The following is a 17,598-nucleotide window of genomic DNA, read 5'->3' as shown; positions in this document are numbered from 1 at the left end:
GGGACGGGCGCCGGTCCCTGCCGCGGGCGATCGCAAGGGTCCCCCTCCTTACCGCCGGGGCGCGCGGATACCATCCAGGGAGTCGGACAGCGCTGTCCTTCGTACTCTCGTGAGGAGCGCATCGTGACCGACCAGCACGACCACGACGGCCCCGACGCCGCACTACGGGCCGACATCCGCCGCCTCGGCACGCTGCTGGGGCAGACCCTCGCCCGCCAGGAGGGCCCGCCGCTGCTCGACCTCGTCGAGGAGATCCGCGCGCAGGTCCGTTCCGACGCCCCCGCCGCCGCGCAGCGCCTCGCCGGCCTCGACGTCACCACCGGCACCAAGCTGGCCCGCGCCTTCTCCACCTACTTCCACCTGGCCAACATCACCGAACAGGTGCACCGGGCCCGGGAGCTGCGCCGTCGCCGGGCGGTCCAGGGCGGCTGGCTAGACCAGGCGGCCAAGATGATCGCCGAGCGCGGGGTGCCGGCCGAGGAGATCGCCGCGGCGGCCCGACGGCTGGCGGTGCGGCCCGTCTTCACCGCCCACCCGACCGAGGCGGCCCGCCGGTCGATCCTGTCCAAGCTGCGCGCCATCGCCGACGAGCTGGACACCGAGACCGCCAACGCGATCCTCTACGGCGCCAGCGACGAGGGCCCGGCCAACCGCCGCCTCGCCGAGCTGCTCGACCTGATGTGGCAGACCGACGAGCTGCGGCTGGACCGGCCGGACCCGACCGACGAGGCGCGCAACGCCATCTACTACCTGCGCGACCTGTACGCCGAGGCCGCCCCGCAGGTCCTCGACGACCTCGCCGACACGCTGCGCGCCCTCGGCGTGGAGACCTCCCCGACCGCCCGGCCGCTCACCTTCGGCACCTGGATCGGCGGCGACCGCGACGGCAACCCGTTCGTCACCCCGACGGTGACCCGCGACGTGCTGACCATCCAGCACGAGCACGGCATCGCGGCCACCGAGAAGGCGATGGACCACCTGATCAACGAGGTGTCGGTCTCCCGGCGGCTGCGCGGGGTGTCGCTCGACCTCTCCGCCAGCCTCGCCGCCGACCTGGACGCGCTGCCCGAGGTGGCGCCCCGGTTCCGCCGGGTCAACGCCGAGGAGCCCTACCGACTCAAGGCCCGCTGCGTGAAGGCCAAGCTGGCCAACACCCGGCAGCGGCTGCGCCAGGGCACCGCGCACGTGCCCGGCCGGGACTACCGCGGCTCGGCCGAGCTGATCGCCGACCTGGAGCTGCTGCGCGCCTCGCTGGCCCGCAACTCGGGCCAACTCACCGCCGTGGGTCGGCTCGCCTCCACCATCCGTACGGTCTCCGCGTTCGGGCTGCACCTGGCGACCCTGGACGTCCGGGAGCACGCCGAGGCGCACCACGTGGTGCTCACCCAGCTCTACGCGGCCGTCGGCGAGGTCTCCGACTACCCGTCGCTGACCCGGCTGGAGCGGACGAAGCTGCTCGCCGACGAGCTGGCCGGCCGCCGGCCGCTCTCCACCCTGGACACCCCCTTGACCGAGGGCGCGCGCAAGACGTTCGACGTCTTCGGCACCATCCGCGAGGCACAGGACCGGTTCGGCAACGAGGTCATCGAGTCCTACATCGTCTCGATGACGCTCGGCGTCGACGACGTGCTCGCCGCGGTGGTGCTGGCGCGCGAGGCCGGCCTGGTCGACGTGCACAGCGGCCGTTCCCGGATCGGCTTCGTGCCGCTGCTGGAGACCCCCGCCGAGCTGAACTCGGGCGGGGAGCTCCTCGACGAGCTGCTCTCGCTGCCCGCGTACCGGGCGCTGGTGGCGGCGCGCGGCGACGTGCAGGAGGTGATGCTGGGCTACTCCGACTCCAACAAGGAGGCCGGCATCACCACCAGCCAGTGGTCGATCCACCGGGCCCAACGCGCCCTGCGCGACGTGGCCGCCCGGCACGGCGTACACCTGCGGCTCTTCCACGGCCGCGGCGGCACGGTGGGGCGCGGCGGCGGGCCGACGCACGAGGCGATCCTGGCGCAGCCGTACGGCACGCTGGACGGCGCGATCAAGGTCACCGAGCAGGGCGAGGTCATCTCCGACAAGTACACCCTGCCGTCGCTGGCCCGGGAGAACCTGGAGCTGACCCTGGCCGCGGTGCTCCAGGCCACGCTGCTGCACACCGCGCCCCGGCAACCCGCCGAGCTGCTGGAGCGTTGGGACGCCGCGATGGAGCTGGTCTCCGACTCGGCCTTCCGGTCGTACCGGTCGCTGGTCGAGGACCCGGACCTGCCCGCGTACTTCTGGGCGTCGACGCCGACGGAACTACTCGGCGCGCTGAACATCGGCTCCCGCCCGGCGAAGCGGCCGAATACGGGGGCCGGGCTCGCGGGGCTGCGGGCCATCCCGTGGGTGTTCGGCTGGACCCAGACCCGGCAGATCGTGCCCGGCTGGTTCGGGGTCGGTTCCGGCCTGGCCGCCGCCCGGGAGGCGGGGCTGGAGGACGTGCTGGCCGAGATGCACCGCAACTGGCACTTCTTCCGCACGTTCCTGTCGAACGTGGAGATGATGCTCACCAAGACCGACCTGAGCATCGCCCGCCGCTACGTCGAGACGCTGGTACCCAGGAAGCTGCACCCGATCTTCCACCAGATCGAGCAGGAGTACGAGCTGACCAAGCAGGAGGTGCTGGCGGTGACCTCCTCCCCCGCCCTGTTGGAGAACTCCCCGGTGCTCCAGCGCACCCTGGCCGTGCGCGACACCTACCTGGAGCCGCTGCACCACCTCCAGGTGGCCCTGCTGCGCCAGTACCGGGAGTCCGGGGCGGCGGGCCGGGCGGTGGCGACCGCGCCGGGCGGCCGGCGGGCACCGAGCGACGGCACCGCGCTGGAGCGGGCGCTGCTGACCACGGTCAACGGCATCGCCGCCGGCATGCGCAACACGGGCTGAGGAGTACGGAAGGGCCGCTCGCCGACGCTTACCGCCCGGCGAGGGGCCCTTCCGGTGGCGGCGGTGTCACCAGTCCCCGCCCCCGAAATCCCCGCCCCCGAAGTCGCCCCCGAAGTCGCCGCCCCCGACGTCGCCGCCGCCGAGCTCTCCGCCGGCCTCGCCGCCCTGGTCGCCGTAGCCGGAGGCGTCGCCGAAGCCCTCCTGGTAGCCGGCGTCGTAGCCGTAGCCCGGGTCGGCGAAGCCGGGCGAGAAGAGCGCGTCGGCGATCAGCACACCGCCGAGCACGCCCGCGCCGGCGCCCAGCGCGGTCTTCCACCACGGGGTGGAGTACCAGCCCGCCGGCACCGGCCGGCCCTGGTAGCGCCCGCCCGGGTAGTAGTAGGGGGTGTCCCGGCCGGGCTGCGGCCCGGCCCTGAAGGTCTGCCCCTGCACGTCGACCTGGCGCTCCCGGGTGAGCTGCCCCGCGCCCTGCGCCGCCGCCAGCGGGGGCAGCTCGGGGCCGGGGTCGATGCCGAGCGCCACCCGTGCCGCCCGCGCGTAGGTCAGCCCCTCCAGCGCGGTCTCCCGCGCCAGGCGGTACTGCTCGACGGTCCGTGCCTGCTCCAGCTGGCTGCCGGCGGCGTTGTAGCGCTCCCCGGCGTCGACCAGCGCCTGACGCACGGCCGGGTCGTCGCCGTGCAGGTTCATGACCTGGCCGCCGAGGCGCTCGTACCAGCGCTGGGCGTCGGCCCGCACGTCGGCCAGGCTCCGGGCCTCGCGGGCGGCGCGCTCCCGCCGCCACCAGACGAGGGCACCCACCAGCAGCAGGACCAGGACCGCCACGAGCAGAAGTTCCATGCTCCGACCGTACCCACGCCGGGTGGGTCCTACGCTTGCCGCCGACCGGCGGTGCGGGGCACGGACACCCCGCGCGCCTGCCCGCCGACGAGCGGGTGGCCGTCGGCACCTTCGGGGTGCCGGACGTCACACGGCCGGCACTTGCCGCACGCTACCGGCGCCCCACCTGCCACACGACCGCGTGCACGTCGCCACCGGTGGTCGCCAGCTGGCCGGCGACGAGCCCCCGGTCGTTGACGAGCTGCACCCGGCCGCCGGAGACGCCGATGTCCAGCGGGCCGAGGTCGACGCTGCGGCCCCGGGCCCAGAGCACGCCGTGTCTGGTGCCGTCGGCGGCCGTCGCCTCGCCGACCACGGTGCCCGCGTCGTTGATGTCCGTCGCCTGGCTGTACGAGCCGCCCAGGGTGCCGAGGTCGGTGACGACGCCACGGTGCCACCGCACGGCGCGCATGTCCGTCGGGTTCTGCGCGCTGCCGGCGACCTGCCCACGACCGTTGACGCCCACCGGGTAGCTGTCGGCGCCGCCGAGGGTGCCGAGGTCGGTGAAGACGCCGTCGTGCCACAGGAACGCGCGCCACCCGGCGCCGTCGCGCATGGTGCCGACCACCTGGCCCCGGTCGTTGACGCCGGTCGCCATGCTCGCCGAGCTGCCGGGCGGGGCGAGCCGGACCAGCGTGCCGCCGCGCCACAGCGCCGCCTCGGTGACGGTCCCGTCCGCGCTGTTCGCGAAGCCGACGACGTCACCCCGGTCGTTGATCGCCACCGGGACGGTGTCGCCGCCCCGCCCGGGCAGGTCGGTGCTGACCCCGTCCCGCCAGCGGAATCCCTGGCCGTACTGGCCGCTGGTGTCGGTGTGTCTGGTGCCGATCACCTCGCCCCGCTCGTTGACACCGACCGCGGAGGACGGCCCGCGGACCGAGGCGAGGTCGGCCAGGACACCGTCGTGCCAGCGGAACGGGCGGGTCAGCCCGTCGGCCAGTACGGTGGTGCCGACCACCACGCCCCGCTCGTTGACGGCGGCGGCGTGGCTGTCCGTGCCGAGCGTGCCGAGGTCGGTCAGCACCCCGGCTCGCCACACGAACGCGTGCACCCGGCCGGCCGCGGTCTGGCTGTCGCCGAGCACGAGCCCCGCGTCGGTGAGCCCCACCGGGACGCTCCAGGCGCCGCCCAGGGTCCCGAGGTCCCGCCAGCCGGGCACGCCGCCCGGCGGTGCGGCGGCCGCCACGCCCGGCCCGGGGAGGCCGGCGACGAGGACCGCCGTCGCCGCCGCCGCGACGGCCGCCCGGATCCGTGCGGAACGCTGCCGGCCACCCATGTCGTCTCCCTCCGAGGCTGTGACGTCACTCTGGGCCATGAACCCGGGGCCTGTCTGCCCCGGAACGACCGGGCGTCACGACGCCGCTCGGCACGATCGGCGGAAACGTCCATCAGCGACATAGCCGGCGCGACGCGGACCGGCCGACGCGCCGCGGGGGCGCGCTCCGCCCCCGTCTGGCAAGCTCCGGGGGTGGACTTCTCGACGCTGGCCGTGGTGATCGTCTGCCTCGCCGCCGGGGGCGCGGTGGGCTGGTACGCGGCCCGCACCCGCTCCGCGACCGAGATCGCGCGGCTGGACGCGACGCTGCGGGCCACCCGGGAGGGAGAGGGGCGGCTTGAGCAGTCCATGCGGGCGCTGAGCTACGAGGCCACCGCCCAGTCCCAGGAGGCGGTGGCCCGCGCCGTCGCCCCGCTGCACGACGCCCTGCGCCGCTACGAGCAGCGCGTCGCCGAGCTGGAGCACGACCGGATCGACGCGTACGCCGAACTGCGTGAGCAGGTCCGCGCCATGAGCACGGTCTCGGGCGAGCTGCGCACCGAGACCAAGCAGCTGGTGGCGGCGCTGCGTGCGCCCCAGGTGCGGGGCCGCTGGGGCGAGCACCAGCTGCGCCGCATCGTCGAGGCGGCGGGCATGCTGGAGCACTGCGACTTCGACGAGCAGGTCACCGCCGCCACCGACCACCAGGGAGTCCGTCCCGACCTGGTGGTCCGGCTGCACGGCGGCCGGTCGGTGGTGGTGGATGCGAAGGCGCCCTTCGACGCGTACCTGACGGCGATGGAGGCCCGCGACGAGCGGGGCCGCGACACGCATCTCGACGCGCACGCCAAGCACCTGCGCGCCCACGTGGACGCGTTGGCCGCGAAGTCGTACTGGGCGGCGTTCGACAGCACGCCGGAGTTCGTCGTGCTGTTCGTGCCCGCCGACCCGTTCCTCGACGTCGCGTTGCAGCGCGACCCGACGCTGCTGGAGCACGCGTTCGCCCGCGACGTGGTGCTGGCGACGCCGGCCACCCTGGTCGCGCTGCTGCGTACCGTCGCCTACTCGTGGCGTCAGGAGGCGTTGGCGCGCAACGCGGTGGCGGTGCACTCGCTGGCCCGGGAGCTCTACGGGCGGCTGTCCACCCTGGGCGACCACGTCGGCAAGCTCGGCGCGTCGCTCGGCGGCGCGGTGACGGCGTACAACCGGGCCGTCGGGTCGCTGGAGTCGCGCGTGCTGGTCAGCGCGCGCAAGCTCGCCGAGCTGGGCGTCTCCGACCAGGAGCTGGCCGCGCCGGCACAGGTCGAGCTGGCGCCGCGTCAGCCGCAGGCACCGGAACTGCTCGCAACCGCCGACCCCGGGGCACCGACCGGCCGGTCGACACTGGACTGACGACCGATACCTGCTGTCGCCGATGTGACAACCCACATCGGCCCGTATCACGAAGTGGTCACAACGAACTCGTCGGTAGTGACAGTGACCAGCGGAGGCGCGAAGGATTCGGTCACGCGTGCCCTGCATCTGAGGGCCCTGTTCTCTGGAGGAAAGAGAACGTGAGCAAACCCCGAAACCTGAGCCGGCGGACTTCCGCCGCGCTCTTCGCGTCGGTCGTGGCGGCCAGCGCCGTGACCGTGGCGGGCGGTGTCGCCACCGCGAGCGCCGCACCCGCCGCCGCACCCGACGCGTCCCAGGCCACCCCCGTGGAGGCCCTGGGCTCGCACGACGCCAAGCTGCTCGCCGAGGCGGAGGCGAAGAAGGCCCCCACCGTCACGCTGATCGTGGCCACCGAGAAGGGCGAGGCGAAGGACGTCGCCGCCGAGCTCAAGGCGCTCGGTGCCGCCGTCACCGAGCGGTACGACAGCATCGGCTACGTCCTGGCCAAGGTCCCCACCTCCAAGGTGGTGAAGGCGGCCACGCTGCCCGGCGTCTCCGCCGTGGACCTGGACGAGACCATCCAGCTGCCCGACCCGACGCCCGAGGTCGCCCCCTCCGGCAAGAAGGCGGCGCGGCAGGCCGCCACCCTGCCCGGCCCCGGGGCCGACACCCCGGCCGACAACCCCTACATGCCGACGAACGAGATCGGCGCGGTCGACTTCGTCGCCAAGAACCCCCAGTGGGACGGGCGCGGCGTCACCATCGGCATCATGGACTCCGGCGTGGACCTCGGTCACCCGGCGCTCCAGAAGACCACCACCGGCGAGCGCAAGATCGTCGACTGGGTCACCGCGACGGACCCGTTCGAGGACGCCACCTGGCGTCCGATGCTGACCGAGGTGACCGGCCCGACGTTCACCTCCGGCGGCGCGACCTGGACGGCCCCGGCCGGCACCTACCGGTTCAACCGGTTCGCCGAGTCGATCACCGCCGCCAGCGACCCGGCCGGTGACGTCAACCGCGACGGGGACCGGACCGACACGTTCGGCATCCTCTACGACCCGGCCAGCCACAACATCTGGGTCGACACCAACCAGAACAACAACTTCACCGACGACGCCGTGATGCGGCCGTACAAGGAGAAGTTCGACGTCGGCCACTTCGGCACCGACAACCCGGCGACGCCCGTCGCCGAGCGGATCCCGTTCGTGGTCGAGTACCGCGAAGACGTGGACACGACCTCCATCGGCGGTCCCGGCCTGGTGGACTACGTCAACATCGGCATCGTCGAGAGCACCCACGGCACCCACGTCGCCGGCATCACCGCCGCCAACGACATGCTGGGCAACGGCGCCTTCGACGGCGCCGCGCCGGGCGCGAAGCTGGTCTCCGCGCGTGCCTGCTCGTGGGGTGGCGGCTGCACCTACGCCGCCCTCACCACCGGCATGGCCGACCTGGTGATCAACCGCAAGGTCGACGTCATCAACATGTCGATCGGTGGTCTGCCGGCGCTGAACGACGGCAACAACGCCCGCGCCGAGCTCTACAACAACCTGATCACCACCTACGGCGTGCAGATGTTCATCTCGGCCGGCAACTCCGGCCCGGGCCTGAACACCATCGGCGACCCGTCCGTGGCCGCCAACGTGGTCAGCGTCGCGGCGAGCATCAGCAAGGACACCTGGCTGGCCAACTACGGTTCCGTGGTGCGGAAGAAGAACGCGCTGTTCAACTTCTCCTCCCGCGGCCCGCGCGAGGACGGCGGCGTCAAGCCGAACATCGCCGCGCCCGGCTCGGCCATCTCCACCGCCCCGACCTGGCAGCTCGGCAACCCGGCCCCCGAGGCCGGCTACCCGCTGCCCCCGGGCTACGCGATGCTGAACGGCACCTCGATGGCCTCCCCGCAGGCCGCCGGCGCCGCCGCGCTGCTGCTGTCGGCCGCCAAGGCGACCGACAAGGGCGTCACCCCGGCCGCGCTGCGCCGGGCGATCTACTCGTCGGCGAAGCCGATCCAGGACGTCCCGACGTACGCCCAGGGCTACGGCATGTTCGACGTGCCGGGCGCGTGGAAGCTGCTCCGCAAGGGCGTGGAGACGCGTTCCTACACCTCCGAGGCGGCGGTCTGCACCGTCCTCTCCGGTCAGCTGGGCACCCCGAACCGGGGCACCGGCCTCTACAACCGCTGTGCCTCCGCCGAGGGCGGGCAGCGGATCGGCCAGTCGAAGAGCTACCAGGTCAAGCTCACCCGCACCAGCGGGCCGGCCGGCACCCTGAAGCACAACGTGGGTCTGCGCGGCAACGACGGCACCTTCAAGGCGCCGAAGACCGTCTCGCTCCCGCTGAACAGGACCGTCACCGTCACGGTCACCGCCAAGCCCGCCGCCGCCGGCGCGCACGGCGCGATCATGACGATCGACGACCCGGCCACCTCGGTGATCGACTTCGAGGTCTCCACCGTCGTCGTCGCCTCGAACGACGTGAAGAAGCCGAACTTCTCCTTCTCGGCGGAGGGCTCGGTCGACCGGAACAGCTTCACGTCGTACTTCGTGACGGTGCCGCCGGGCACGGGCGCCCTCCAGGTGAACCTCTCCGGCATCGCCACCGGTTCGCAGACCCGGTTCATCGCCTTCAACCCGTACGGCGTCCCGGTGGAGAGCACCTCCAGCCTGGCCTGCTACACCAACTTCTCCGACGCCAGCGCCTGCAAGCCGCAGGAGCGCGACTACCAGAACCCGATCGCCGGGGTCTGGGAGATCGAGGTGGAGTCCCGTCGGACCTCGCCGTCGCTGAACAACCCGTTCCAGCTCACGGCGCGGGTGCAGGGTGTCGCGGTCGAGCCGGCCGTGGTCGAGCTGCCGTCGGTCACCGCCGGCACGGCGACCCCGGTGACCTGGTCGCTGACCAACACCTTCGGCCCGGTCGCGGTGACCGGCCAGGGCGGCCCGCTCTCCAGCGTCCACGCGGAGCGGCCCACCATCGCCGAGGGCGCGTCGCAGGAGTACACCGTGGAGGTGCCGGCGGGCGCGACCCGCTTCACCGCCCGGATCGGCAACCCGGCCAGCGCCGCCGCCGACCTCGACCTCTACGTCTTCCGTGGTGCCACGGAGGTCGGCCGGGCCGCTGACGGCGACTCGGAGGAGGCCGTGACCATCACCAACCCGGCGGCCGGCACCTACCGGGTGGTCGTCGAGGGGTACGCGGTGGACGGGGCCGGTGGCAGCACCGCCTACGACTACCAGGACTCGTTCTCCGCGGCGGCGCTGGGCACCCTCTCGGCGCCCGCCACCCCGCTCAACCTGGCGCACGGCGCCACCGCCACCCTCACCGGCACGGTGACCGCCCAGTCCACCCCGGTGGCCGGTCGGGCGCTCTACGGTGAGCTGTCCGTGGTCACCACCGAGGGCGCGGTCGTCGGCCGCGGCGCCGTCTCCATCGGCGCCGTGAACTGACCCGTCCCCGCACCGGAAACACCGGAGCCCGCCCCCACCCGGGGGCGGGCTCCGCCCGTTTCGGCCCGTCGCGGGCGGGATCAGCCGCGGCGGGCGGTCTCGACCAGGAAGGGCGTGCCCTGCTGGCAGGTGGTGAGCAGGTCCCGCTGGACGCGACCGGTGACCGTCACCTTGGTGCCCGCCTTGAGCAGGTGCCGCGGGCCGCCGACCAGCAGGTAGTTGTCGAGCAGCAGGCAGTTGGGCTCCACGCCGGAGGTGATCGTCCCGGTCAGCGTGGTGCCGCCCGCCGGTGGCGCGCTCGTCGGCGGTCCGCCGGAGCCCTTCGTCGGCGGGGGCAGGGCGGGGCCGGTCGGGTCGACGGGATCGCCGGGGGTCGGCGGGACGCTCGGATCCGGGCTGGGCGGGCTGGTCACCGGCTGGGCTCCCGTCGGGGTCGGGGTGGGGGTGTCGCCGACACCGTCCCGGCCGCCGCAGGCGCTCAGCGCCACGCAGACGGCCAGCGCGGAGAGGGCGAGCCGAAAGGTCCTCATACCCTGGTCTGACGCAGCCGGAGCGCGCGTCGTTCCGTCGGTCAGCCGCGGGCCGCCGCAGCGGCCTTCATGTCCCGCTTCAGCTCCTGCGGCAGCGAGAAGGTCAGCCGCTCGTTGGCGGTCACCACCTCGTCGACGTCGGTGAAGCCGCGCGCGGCGAGGTGGGCGAGCACCTCCTGGACCAGTTCGTCGGGGACGCTGGCGCCCGAGGTCAGCCCGACCGTGCCCGCCCCCTCCAGCCAGGCGTCCTCGATCTCGTGGGCGAAGTCGACGAGGTGCCCGGCGCGCGCCCCGGCGTCCAGGGCGACCTCGACCAGGCGTACGGAGTTGGAGGAGTTGGTCGAGCCGACGACGATCATCACGTCACACTCGGGCGCGATCTCCTTGACCACGTGCTGCCGGTTGGAGGTGGCGTAGCAGATGTCGTCGCTGGGCGGCGACTGGAGCATCGGCAGCCGCTTCTTGAGCCGGGCCACCGTCTCCAGCGTCTCGTCGACCGAGAGGGTGGTCTGGGAGAGCCAGACGACCTTGTTCGGGTCACGGACGGTGATCCGGTCCGCGTCCTCCGGGCCGTCCACGAGCTGGATGTGCTCGGGGGCCTCGCCGGAGGTGCCGATGACCTCCTCGTGCCCCTCGTGGCCGATCAGCAGGATGTCGTAGTCCTCCGCGGCGAACCGCTTCGCCTCCTGGTGCACCTTGGTGACCAGCGGGCAGGTCGCGTCGATCGCCCGCAGCGAGCGGTCGCGGGCCTGCTCGTAGACCTCCGGGGCGACCCCGTGCGCGGAGAAGATGACGGTGGCCCCCTCCGGCACCTCCTCGTTCTCCTCCACGAAGATCGCGCCCTGTGCCTCCAGGGTCTGCACGACGTGCTTGTTGTGCACGATCTGCTTGCGCACGTAGATCGGGGCGCCGTAGAGCTTGAGCGCCTCCTCCACGGTCTGCACCGCACGGTCCACGCCCGCGCAGTAGCCGCGCGGCTTGGCCAGGAGCACGCGCTTGCCGGTCCGGGACGTCGCTTCAGCCTGAGTCACCCACCCATCGTACGTGCCGCCGTGAAGGCGACACGGGCCACGACCGCCACCGCGACGCGGACCGCAGCCGGGCAGAAGGGGCGCACCGGCAGCGCGCACGGCCACCGGTACGGGCCCCGGGTCCGCGCCGCCCGCCCGCAGGAGGTCCGTCTCGTCGGGGCACCCGCCCTCGCCCGGGCCGCCGAGGCCCGGCCGCGGGGCCGCCTGCGGTACGCCGGCCGCCGTCCCCCGGCGAGGCCCGAGGCCACGCGGGCCTGTCCGGGGTGGCCCGTAGGGTGGGCGGGTGAGCACAGGCGAGGTGGGCCGGAGCACGTCCGACGAGCCGTGGCCGGTCCGCGTGGTCAGCCAGAAGGTCGGCGCCTGGATCGCCCGGCTGGGCTGGGTCTGGGTGGACGGCCAGGTGGCGCAGATCAGCCGGCGGCCGGGTGCCAGCACCGTCTTCCTCACCCTGCGCGACCCGTCGGCCGACCTGAGCCTGACCGTCACCACCAACCGCGACGTCCTCGACGTGGGCGCGCCGGAGCTGCGCGAGGGCGCCCGGGTGGTGCTGCACGCCAAGCCCGAGTTCTACGCCGCCCGGGGCACGCTCAGCCTGCGTGCCGACGAGATCCGGCAGGTCGGCCTGGGCGAGCTGCTGGCCCGGCTGGAGAAGCTCAAGAAGCTGCTGGCCGCCGAGGGGCTCTTCGACCGGGCGCGCAAGCGCCGGCCACCGTTCCTGCCCACCCGGATCGGGCTGATCACGGGCCGCGCCTCGGCCGCCGAGCGGGACGTGCTCACCAACGCCCGCCGGCGCTGGCCGGCGGTCGAGTTCCGCACCGTCAACGTGGCGGTGCAGGGCCCGGGCGCGGTCCCGCAGATCGTCGACGCGCTCAAGGTGCTCGACGCCGACCCGACGATCGACGTGATCATCATCGCCCGGGGCGGGGGCGGCATCGAGGACCTGCTCCCCTTCTCCGACGAGGCGCTCTGCCGGGCCGTCTTCGCCTGCCGCACGCCGGTGGTCAGCGCGATCGGCCACGAGACCGACACCCCACTGGTCGACTACGTCGCCGACCTGCGGGCCTCGACGCCGACCGACGCCGCCAAGCGCGTGGTACCGGATCTCGCGGAGGAGGTGCGCCTCATCCGGCAGGCCCGGCACCGCCTCGAACGCGCGGTGCGCCACCTGGTCGACCGCGAGTCGCACCGGCTCGACGGGCTGCGCTCCCGGCCGGTGCTGGCCCGCCCGCAGGTCATGGTCGACCAGCGGGTCACCGACCTGACCGGGCTCCGGCAGCGGGCCGGGCGCTGCCTCGACCACCGGCTCACCGCCGCCGACGACGACCTGCGGCACACCCTGGCCCGGCTGCGTGCCCTCTCCCCCGCCGCCACCCTCGACCGGGGCTACGCGATCGTCCAGCGCGGCGACGGCCACGTCGTACGTGCCGCGTCCGAGGTCGGCAGGGGCGACCCGCTCCGCGTGCGGCTCGCCGACGGCGAGCTGGCCGCCACGGTCGACGGCTGAGCGGGAACGGGGATCACGATGTGGTGGGATGGCAGCGATGACTGACGAGAAGAAGGACGAGCGGCTCAGCTACGAGCAGGCCCGCGCCGAGCTGGCCTCGGTGGTCGAGCGGCTGGAGGCCGGCGGCACCACCCTGGAGGAGTCGCTGGCGCTCTGGGAGCGCGGCGAGAAGCTCGCCGAGATCTGCCAGCGCTGGCTCGACGGCGCCCGCGCCCGTATCGACGCCGCCCGCCAGGAAGCGCCCTCCTGACGCTGCCGTCGCGCCGGCACGGCCCGCGCCGCACCGGTGTGCCGCGGCGGGGCCGGCGTGCCCCGGCGGGACCGGCCGACGGGGCCGGCGTGCCCCGGCGGGACCGGCCGACCGGGCCGGTAGAGCCCCGGCGGGACCCCCGGGCCCTCGGCTGGACCGCCCGCGCCAGGTCGGCATGCGCGAACCGGCGACGACGCCGGGGCGTCGCCGCCGGTCACCGGCCGGGTGGGGCGCGTCCCGTGGGGCACGCAGGAGTGGCCCCGCTCGGCGAGCACGGCTCGTGGTGGGTGGCACGGAGCGCCTCGCGCCGTCCGCCACCCACCACGACCGCTGTGCCCGACGTGCCCGGGGATCGGGTCAGTTGAACAGGTTGTAGAGCTCGGCCGGCGCCTCGACCACCTGGTCCGCCGGCGGCTTCTGCGCCGCGGTGGCGCTGCCGTAGTCCGAGTAGGTGATCTTGATGTCCTGGGCCTTCGTCTGGCCGACGGCCGGGATCTGGATGAGCATCTCGCTGAGCCGACCCTGCGGGTCGAGCTTCGCGGTGAACGGCACCGACTTGGCCTGCGCGCCGAGGGCCGTGATGACCGTTGGGTCCACCGACCCCGCCTGCGCGGCCTTCGACACGTCAATGGTGCCGGCGTACGTGCCGTCACCCGTCTGACGCACCTCCGTGATGCCCTGCGTCAGCACCTCGCTGCCGGCGGGGTCGACCTTGTCGAAGTCGAAGCCGAGGTTGCGGTTGCCCTTGATGCGGGTCTGGTCCAGGTGCTGGTACTTGCCGAGGTTCAGCTTCTGCACGCCCGGCACGCTCTTGGCGGTCGTGCCGCCCAGCTCGACCTTCACCCAGCTGTCCGGCTTGTAGTGCACGAGGTCGAGCTTCATGAACAGGTCGTCGGTCGGCTTGCCGATCGTCACCCGCATCTCGGCGCTCTGGGTGGGCTCGTGCACCCGTCCCTCCGCCGTGGAGCCGACGCCGGACATGGTGAAGCGGAAGTTGCCGTTGCTGATCTCGCGGGTGGAGGCCAGCAGCGCCTGCTTGGCGTCCCCGGAGCCCGGGGAGGCTGCGCCGGAGGCCGCGGGCGCACCGGACGCCGAGATGCTCGGTGTGCCGGACGAGCCCGCCGTCGGGGTGCCGGTGGCGTTGCAGGCGGCCAGACCGGGAGTGAACAGCGCGGCGGCCACGAGGCCCGCGCTCAGGCGTCGAACAGTCATACGTGTCTCCCACGTGGGTCACCCGACGCACCTGGCGGCGGCCGGAAGCCGGCGGCGGGCCACCTCGGCCGCGCCGCGCGAACCCGGGGGTCCGGTTGCCGGAGCGTCCGGTCGGGTCCGCTCCTCTCCTGTTCCCTGTCGCCGCGTCGCACAATCACCGTGTTGTCCGGTTGCCCCTCCCGGGTGACCCCGGAAAGCGCGAACGGGACGGCCGAGGCCGCCCCGCCGCACGGTCGAGCGGCCCGGCCGAGCAGCCCGTAAGCCCGCTCAGAGCCCTCGCGGCTGCTACCGGATCGCCCCGGCCAGATGCCGCAGTTCGTTGTCCCGGGCGTCGCCGACCACGATCACCGTCCGGTCGGGTTCGAGCAGGACCAACGCCTGTTCGTTGCCCCGGGCCGTGTACCGCTGCCAGGTGCGCCCGCCCAGTTCGGTCTGCCCCTGCGGCCGCCCCTCGGCGGTCAGCTCGGTCGGCAGCAGCCGCTCCGGCGGCACGCTGCTCTGCACCAACTGGGCGCCCCGCCCCTCCGGGGTGAGATAGCCGAGGCGCAGGGTCGAACCGCCCTCTGCGGTCTGGAAGTTCGCGCTGACCGTACGCCAGGCGTCGCCCAGCTCCGCCGGCTCGCTGACGGGGAAGGCGTTGGCGGCCCGCGCCGACTCGACGGCGGGCGCGGGGTCGACGGTGACCGGCTGGTCGCCGCCGAGGAATCCCCGGTGGAAGGCGAACAGGAGGGCGATCGGGATCAGCAGCACGAGCAGCGAGATCGCCATGTCCTTCGGCGACCGCTCCGACTTGCGGGTGTCGGCCGCCGGCACGGGCGCGGGCCGCTCGCCCGTCCCGGCCGCGTCGTCGGACGGGGCCGTGCGGGGCGCGCCGGCGGGTTCGACCAGCGCCGGTTCCCCCTCCGGTACGGCGGCGGAGGAGACCAGCGGCGGCTGGCCGTCCGGCGGGGTCGGGTCGGCGGGTACGCGATCGGCAGGCTGTGCGGGTTCCACCCCGCCATCTTCGCAGCCGCCCGACCGGCCGTATCGGTGCCATCACCGCCCCGACCCGACGCCGGGTGAGCCATCGTGTGAGGATCAGCGACAAAGCCGGCAGCGGCGACGCCGCACCCTGCCGCCCCGCAACGTCGCGAGGAGGAGCCGTCATGACGAACACCAGGACCCGGATCCCGCAGGATCTCGACCGCAACCTCGCCCTCGACCTGGTCCGGGTCACCGAGGCCGCGGCGATGGCCGCCGGGCGCTGGGTCGGCCGGGGCGACAAGGAGGGCGGCGACGGAGCCGCCGTCGACGCGATGCGCAAGCTGATCAACTCGATCCCCATGCGGGGCGTGGTGGTGATCGGCGAGGGCGAGAAGGACAACGCGCCGATGCTCTTCAACGGGGAGGAGGTCGGCGACGGCACCGGTCCGGAGGTGGACGTCGCGGTCGACCCGGTCGACGGCACCACGCTGATGAGCAAGGGCATGCCGAACGCGCTGGCGGTGCTCGCCGTCTCCGAGCGGGGAGCGATGTTCGACCCGAGCGCCGTGTTCTACATGGAGAAGCTCGCCGTCGGCCCGGCCTACGCCGACGTGGTGGACATCAACGCCGGGGTGGCCGAGAACCTGCGCCGGATCGCCAAGGTCAAGGGCACCGACCTCTCCGAGGTGACGGTCTGCGTACTGGACCGCAGCCGCCACGACGACCTGGTCACGCAGATCCGCCGGGCCGGCGCGGGCATCCGGTTCATCTCCGACGGCGACATCGCCGGCTCCATCGCGGCGGCCCGGGGCGAGTCCGACGTCGACGTGCTGATGGGCATCGGCGGCACCCCCGAGGGGATCATCTCCGCCTGCGCGCTGAAGTGCATGGGCGGGGCGATGCAGGCCAAGCTCTGGCCGCGCGACGCCGAGGAGCGGGAGAAGGCACTCGCCGCCGGGCACGACCTGGACCGGGTGCTCACCACCGACGAACTCGTCACCGGCGACAACTGCTTCTTCGTGGCGACCGGCGTCACCTCGGGCGACCTGCTGCGCGGCGTCCGCTACCGCTCCGGCGGGGCGTACACGCAGTCAATCGTGATGCGCTCGAAGAGTGGCACGATCCGGGTCATCGACTCGTACCACCGGCTGGAGAAGCTGGCCCTCTACTCGGCGGTCGACTTCGACGGGCGTCCCCTGGCCGAGCAGGAGTGAACGCCGCCGGGACGATGGCCCCGCCGACCCCGTCGGCGGCCCGCCGGATCACCGGCGTGGGCCTGGCGACCGCCTCGGGCGTCGCCGTGGCCGTGCAGTCCCGGATCAACGGCGAGCTGGGCGTACGCCTGGCCGACGGGATCGCCGCCGCGGTGGTCTCCTTCGGGTCGGGCCTGCTGGTGCTGCTGGTGCTGGTCCCCGCCACCCCGGCCGGGCGGCGGGGACTGTCCGCCCTGCGCGGCGCGCTCGCCGACGGCACGCTGCGGCCGTGGCAGTGCCTCGGCGGCGTGTGCGGGGCGTTCCTGGTCGCCGCCCAGGGGCTGACGATCGGCACCCTCGGCGTGGCGATCTTCACGGTCGCGGTGGTGGCCGGCCAGTCCGGCAGCAGCCTGGCCGTGGACCGGGCCGGGGTCGGCCCGGGCGGCCCCCAGCCGGTGACCGGCCAGCGGCTGGCCGGCGCGGCGCTGACCGTGGTCGCGGTCCTGCTGGCCGTCGGTGACCGGCTCGGCGATCCGGGCGCCCTCGGGCTGGCGCTGCTGCCGATGTTCGCCGGGGTGGCCATCGCCTGGCAGCAGGCCGTCAACGGCCGGGTGCGGATGGCCTCCGGCAGTGCGCTGACCGCCACCCTGGTCAACTTCTCCGTCGGCACGGTGGTCCTGCTGGTCGCCTTCGCCGTCGACGTCGCGTCGCGAGGCTGGCCGGCTGGCGGCGCGCCGAGGGAGCCGTGGCTCTACCTGGGCGGGCCGATCGGGATCGTCTTCATCGCGATCGCCGCCGCGATCGTCCGGTTCACCGGCGTGCTGCTGCTCGGCCTGGCCACGATCGCCGGGCAGATCGTCGGCGCCGTACTGCTGGACCTGCTGCTGCCCACGGCGGCCTCCCGCCCGGGCCCCGTCACCCTGCTCGGTGCGGCGCTGACCATGGTCGCGGTCCTCGTCGCGGCCCTCGCGCCGCCGCCCCGAACCGGGCGCTGACCCCCGCCCCACCGGTCGCCCCGGCCGGGGCGCGACGGCACAGCGCCGCGACCGGC

13 protein-coding genes are annotated in these 17,598 nt (G+C 73.9%); 7 read left to right on the top strand and 6 right to left on the bottom strand.

The window, feature by feature from the left end; genetic code table 11:
• The first annotated feature begins 123 nt into the window (after positions 1-123).
• Positions 124-2,910: a phosphoenolpyruvate carboxylase gene (gene ppc / locus V6V16_RS00430; protein ID WP_334558408.1), complete on the top strand. Its 2,787-nt coding sequence runs from the start codon at positions 124-126 to the stop codon at positions 2,908-2,910.
• Positions 2,911-2,976: 66 nt separating this feature from the next.
• Here ppc and V6V16_RS00425 read toward each other — a convergent pair whose 3' ends face one another.
• Positions 2,977-3,747 (bottom strand): hypothetical protein, encoded by a 771-nt coding sequence (locus V6V16_RS00425; protein ID WP_334558406.1) that lies wholly within the window; start codon positions 3,745-3,747, stop codon positions 2,977-2,979.
• Between the two features lie 151 nt (positions 3,748-3,898).
• Entirely contained in the window at positions 3,899-5,062 is a 1,164-nt protein-coding gene (locus V6V16_RS00420; protein WP_334558404.1) for a hypothetical protein, read from the bottom strand.
• Positions 5,063-5,254: 192 nt separating this feature from the next.
• On the opposite strand from V6V16_RS00420, the gene V6V16_RS00415 reads away from it, so the two are divergent.
• A complete protein-coding gene (locus V6V16_RS00415; RefSeq protein ID WP_334558403.1) occupies positions 5,255-6,433 on the top strand; it encodes a DNA recombination protein RmuC in 1,179 nt (392 codons plus the stop codon).
• A gap of 161 nt (positions 6,434-6,594) precedes the next feature.
• The gene (locus V6V16_RS00410) at positions 6,595-9,864 is read left to right on the top strand and encodes a S8 family serine peptidase (RefSeq protein WP_334558401.1); all 3,270 of its coding nucleotides are present in this window, start codon (positions 6,595-6,597) and stop codon (positions 9,862-9,864) included.
• 80 nt (positions 9,865-9,944) lie between these two features.
• On the opposite strand, the gene V6V16_RS00405 is transcribed toward V6V16_RS00410, so the two are convergent.
• Positions 9,945-10,394: a hypothetical protein gene (locus tag V6V16_RS00405; protein ID WP_334558399.1), complete on the bottom strand. Its 450-nt coding sequence runs from the start codon at positions 10,392-10,394 to the stop codon at positions 9,945-9,947.
• 41 nt (positions 10,395-10,435) lie between these two features.
• Positions 10,436-11,425: a 4-hydroxy-3-methylbut-2-enyl diphosphate reductase gene (locus V6V16_RS00400; protein ID WP_334558398.1), complete on the bottom strand. Its 990-nt coding sequence runs from the start codon at positions 11,423-11,425 to the stop codon at positions 10,436-10,438.
• Between the two features lie 283 nt (positions 11,426-11,708).
• On the opposite strand from V6V16_RS00400, the gene xseA reads away from it, so the two are divergent.
• Both xseA and V6V16_RS00390 read left to right on the top strand, forming a co-directional pair.
• Complete coding sequence (gene xseA / locus V6V16_RS00395; protein WP_334558397.1) at positions 11,709-12,929, top strand: exodeoxyribonuclease VII large subunit; 1,221 nt, start codon at positions 11,709-11,711, stop codon at positions 12,927-12,929.
• 37 nt (positions 12,930-12,966) lie between these two features.
• Entirely contained in the window at positions 12,967-13,179 is a 213-nt protein-coding gene (locus tag V6V16_RS00390) for an exodeoxyribonuclease VII small subunit (protein WP_334558989.1), read from the top strand.
• Positions 13,180-13,536: 357 nt separating this feature from the next.
• Here V6V16_RS00390 and V6V16_RS00385 read toward each other — a convergent pair whose 3' ends face one another.
• Both V6V16_RS00385 and V6V16_RS00380 read right to left on the bottom strand, forming a co-directional pair.
• Positions 13,537-14,391, bottom strand: coding sequence for a hypothetical protein (locus V6V16_RS00385; protein WP_334558395.1), 855 nt, complete (start codon positions 14,389-14,391; stop codon positions 13,537-13,539).
• A 285-nt stretch (positions 14,392-14,676) separates the two neighbouring features.
• A complete protein-coding gene (locus V6V16_RS00380; protein WP_334558394.1) occupies positions 14,677-15,384 on the bottom strand; it encodes a DUF4245 domain-containing protein in 708 nt (235 codons plus the stop codon).
• Positions 15,385-15,536: 152 nt separating this feature from the next.
• On the opposite strand from V6V16_RS00380, the gene glpX reads away from it, so the two are divergent.
• Positions 15,537-16,568: a class II fructose-bisphosphatase gene (gene glpX / locus V6V16_RS00375; RefSeq protein ID WP_334558393.1), complete on the top strand. Its 1,032-nt coding sequence runs from the start codon at positions 15,537-15,539 to the stop codon at positions 16,566-16,568.
• A gap of 14 nt (positions 16,569-16,582) precedes the next feature.
• Positions 16,583-17,542 (top strand): DMT family transporter, encoded by a 960-nt coding sequence (locus V6V16_RS00370; protein ID WP_334558987.1) that lies wholly within the window; start codon positions 16,583-16,585, stop codon positions 17,540-17,542.
• The last annotated feature ends 56 nt before the right edge of the window (positions 17,543-17,598 follow it).

Origin of the sequence: Micromonospora sp. CPCC 205561 (assembly GCF_036906775.1) — a bacterium.
Lineage (GTDB): Bacteria > Actinomycetota > Actinomycetes > Mycobacteriales > Micromonosporaceae > Micromonospora.
The sequence above is the reverse complement of the archived record's forward strand: the minus strand, read 5'-3'. Positions and strand labels throughout refer to the sequence as shown.